The organism is Xenophilus sp. (genome assembly GCF_044462705.1).
Taxonomy (GTDB): Bacteria; Pseudomonadota; Gammaproteobacteria; order Burkholderiales; family Burkholderiaceae_C; genus Xenophilus; species Xenophilus azovorans.
Window position 1 is genome coordinate 1 of the sequence record NZ_JBIQNC010000309.1, and the last position, 3,920, is coordinate 3,920.

Annotated in this window: 3 protein-coding genes; all 3 read right to left on the reverse strand. The window is 74.4% G+C overall.

Annotation, left to right across the window (positions count from 1 at the left end; genetic code table 11):
• Positions 1 to 1,692 (reverse strand): CHASE2 domain-containing protein (locus tag ACIY1X_RS25315; protein ID WP_399686154.1); only part of this gene is annotated, 1,692 nt, incomplete at its 3' end.
• 124 nt (positions 1,693 to 1,816) lie between these two features.
• Positions 1,817 to 3,163, reverse strand: coding sequence for a FecR domain-containing protein (locus ACIY1X_RS25320; RefSeq protein ID WP_399686156.1), 1,347 nt, complete (start codon positions 3,161 to 3,163; stop codon positions 1,817 to 1,819).
• The coding region (locus ACIY1X_RS25325; RefSeq protein ID WP_399686159.1) for a response regulator transcription factor at positions 3,160 to 3,920 on the reverse strand (761 nt) is incomplete at its 5' end. The genes ACIY1X_RS25320 and ACIY1X_RS25325, both read right to left, overlap by 4 nt.

The following is a 3,920-nucleotide window of genomic DNA, read 5'->3' on the forward strand; positions in this document are numbered from 1 at the left end:
GGTGTGCGGCGGGCTGTACTTGATGGCGTTCTCGACCAGGTTGAACAGCGCGCGGCCGAGCATGCGCGGGTCGACGCTCATCCAGCAGCCCTCGACGACGCTGCCGTCCTCCCCGCGCGGCAGTTGCAGCGCCAGCGCGATGTCCTTGGCCTTCGCCAGCGGCCAGGCCCGGTCGTGCACATCGATGGCCAGCTGCGCGAGATCCACCTCCTGCCAGTCGTAGGCGTCGCCTTCGGCGCGGAGCTGCATCACGAAGTCGTCGGCGAGGTCCAGCGTGGCGCGCACCTGCTGCTCGATGCGGCCGTGCAGCTCGGCCGCCTGGGCGCTCGGCGCTTGCCCCGCGCCATGGAGCAGCGCCAGGATGGCCGACTGCGGCGCGCGCAGGTCGTGCGACAGCAGTTGCAGCGCCTCGTTGCGCTGGCGCTGCACCTGCTGCTCCGCGGCCAGGCCGCGGTCCAGCGCGTCCACCACATGCTGCCAGCCGCCCGGGCCGGCGGCTTCGGCGGCGGCGCCGGGCCGCAGCGTCTCGGCGCGCCGGTACAGGTCGGCCAGCAGGGCCGCGAGCCGGCGCCAGCTCCATAGCAGGTAGCCCAGCAGCGCCGCGATCCACCACGACGCCACCGGCAGCCACCAGCGCAACAGCCCCTGCAGGCCGGCCGACACGCCCAGCGCCAGCAGCACGAAGGCGAACAGCCCCCACAGCCCGCCGCGCGGCCCCAGGCGCCAGAGGCATGCCATCCATGCGATCAGCGCCAGCACCGCCGCAAGCATCTGCATTCCAGCGCCGACGGGGCGCAGCATGCGGCCGGTCAGCAGGCCGTCCACCGCGGCAGCATTGATCTCCACGCCCGGCGTGAGCGCCGAGGCGCCCGACAGCGGCGTCGGGTAGCGGTCGCCCACGCCGGTGGCCGTCAGGCCTACCAGCACGACCTTGTCGCGCAGGGCGGCGGCCGGCACCTCGCCGCGCAGCACGCTCACATAGGGCACCGTGCGGTAGGCACCGGGCCCGCCGACGAAGGGCAGCAGCAGGCGCGACTCGCGGAGCCAGCCCGTGCCGTCGGGCGGCGCATCGGGCCCGCGCGGGGGCGTGCCGGCGCCGGCGGCCTGCGCCAGCCGCAGCGACAGCGCACTCCACCGCCGGCCCGCCGTGCCTTCGTGCAGGTACAGGCTGCGCGCCACGCTGTCGCTGTCCAGTTCGACGTGGATGTGCCCCAGCCCGCTCGCCGCGCGCTCGAAGGCCGGCAGCGGCAGCAGGGGCTGCGGCACGCGCCCCCGCGCCAGCGGCTCGCCGAGCGTCATGGGAAGGAAGACGGGAGCCGCCTCGCGCAGCGCCGCCAGCGCGCCCGCCAGCGCATCGTCGGCGGCGGGGCGCTCGGCCGGCTCGGTGAAGAGCATGTCCAGCGCCACCGCGCGCGGCCGCGCGGCGGCCAGGATGCGCAGCAGTTGCGCATGGTGCTCGCGCGGCCAGGGCCAGCGCCCGAGGGCCGAGAGGCTCGCCTCGTCCACCGCCACGATCAGGATGTCCGGGTGCGCCTGCGCGCCGTCCAGCCGCAGCGCCGCGTCGTACACGGCCAGATCGACCCGCTCCATCACGCCGCTGCGCATCAGAAGCAAGGCGCAGGCGAGCACCGCCGCCAGGCACAGCAGCCACTCGCGCCGCAGGCGGCCGGGCGTGGACGGCGCAGCATTCATGCGGACTTGCGTTCGATCGACGCACGCCGTTCGGGCTGAGCTTGTCGAAGCCGGGCGCGGCGCTTCGACCCTTCGACAGGCTCAGGACGGGCCAAGCTCGGCGTGAGCGGTGGATGTTGTCGAATCAGCGCACCCCCTCCACCAGCAGCGGCCGGGCCGGGCCGACCAGCTCGCTGCGCTGGCCCTGGTCCACCACCTCGGCGCGCACGCGCCACCAGTACTGGCCGGGCGGCAGCGCCTGCACGCGGGCCTCCTCGCCCTGCAGCCCGCCGGCCTGCACGGCCAGGCGGCGGAACTGCTCGTCGTCCGCCACCTCCAGCGTATAGGTGGCGCCGGGCACCGCGCTCCACGAGAAGGCCAGTTCGCCCCGGTCCGCCAGCCAGCGCGCCGTGCCGTCCAGCGACGCCTGGGCGCGCGAGAAGCCGGCCATCGACAGCAGCCCTTCCACCCCTTCGGGCGTGACCGCCGCCACGCGAGCGAAGTAGCTGCCCGGCGCGATGCCGTCGAACAGGGCCAGCTCGCGCCCGCCGCCGGCGGGCAGGCGCTGCTCGGCCGCCAGGTCGATGAACTCCGCGTCGCGCGCCAGTTGCACGTGGTAGCTGCCGGCGCCGGCCACGCCGTTCCAGGCCAGCAGCACGCCCGGCTGGTTCTGCGGACGGCCGGGCTCCACCCAATCCGGGGCGGGCAGCAGATCCTGTACCTGCCCGGCCAGCGGGCTGTCGCCGGCCAGCAGGCCCTTGGCCTCGGGCACCCGCACGGGCGCGCGCGCCGGCGCCTGCACCGCCACCGCGCTCTCCAGCACGCTGACCGCGGCATTGGCCGGATCGGGCAGGCTCACGCGGAAGTGCGTGCCGCGCACGCCGATCGTCGCCATCCGGGTGCGCACCCGCCATGCATCGGCCGCCGGGGCGTGGCCGCGCAGCGGCACCCGCGACTCGAGGTCGCCGGACTCCAGCTCCACCAGCACCGACGGGCGGCCCGATGCATCGAAGTAGCGCACCAGCCGCGCCTGCGACCGGGAAGGCAGCGTGGTCCTCGAACCGTCGGGCAGGCGCAGGGTGACGAAGCTGTCGGCCCCCGTGCGCAACCGGCTGCCTTCGGGCAGGCGCGAGCCCGCCGCCAGCAGCGCGCCCGCCGGAGGGCCGCCCGCCACCGCCAGGCCGTCCACCATCCGCACGTCGCCGGTGGCCGCCAGCACCACCGCCTGCCGCTCGCTGTCGTCGAAATGCAGCACCCGGCCGATCTGCAGCAGCCGCGGCTCGCCCACGCGGTTGCGCTGCTGCACGCCGGGCCACAGCAGCGGCCGGCCCAGGTGCTGGCGCGTGATGTCCCACAGCGTCTCGCCCGGGCGCACGGTGTGCGTGCGGCCCGGCGGCGGTGACGGCTGCTGCTGCGCCACGGCCGGACCGGCCAGCCCTTCGAACAGGGCCAGTGCACAGAGGCCGATGCGGATCGAACGGCGCCGGGTCATGGCGCGCCGGGCGCCACCCGGTCCAGCCGGTAGCCGAAGCCGTAGATCGATTGAAGCTGGAAACCGTTGGCGGCCGTCAGGCCCAGACGGACGCGCACCCGAGACACGTGCGTGTCCACCGTGCGGCTGGGCGCGTCGCCGCCCCACACCGTCTGCGTGATGTGCTCGCGCGACACCGAACGCCCCAGGTGCCGGAACAAAAGCCGCGCGACCTCGAACTCCTTGCCGGCCAGCCGGACCGCCACCTCGCCATGGCTGACCTGCCGCTGCGCCGCATCGAAGCACCAGCCCTCGATCACTTCCTGGTAGGGCGCACCCGGCGCCGAGGCGGCACCGCGCACGAGCACCTTCAGGCGCGCCAGCAGTTCGAAGGGGCGCCACGGCTTGATCACGTAGTCGCTCGCACCGCCGTTGAGGGCCTGCACGATCTCGAACTCGCCGCTGCGTGCCGTCAGCATCAGCACCGGAACGCTCGAACCCAGGTCGTCGCGCACCTTGCGCAGCACCTCGTAGCCGGTCGCGTCGGGCAGATTCCAGTCGAGGACCAGCACGTCGAAGCTGTCGCGCCGCAGCATGTCCAGGAAGGCATCCGCGCGTGTCTGGTGCCGCACCTCCACCCCGTTGGCGCCGAGCAGTTCCTTCAGCGCCTGCGCCTCCTCGGGCGAATCCTCCAGCAGGGCCACGCGCCTGAGCGTCTCATCGGAATGCCCTGCACGAAAGCTGACCGGCAGGTTGTTCAACGTCGCCATGCCTGTGT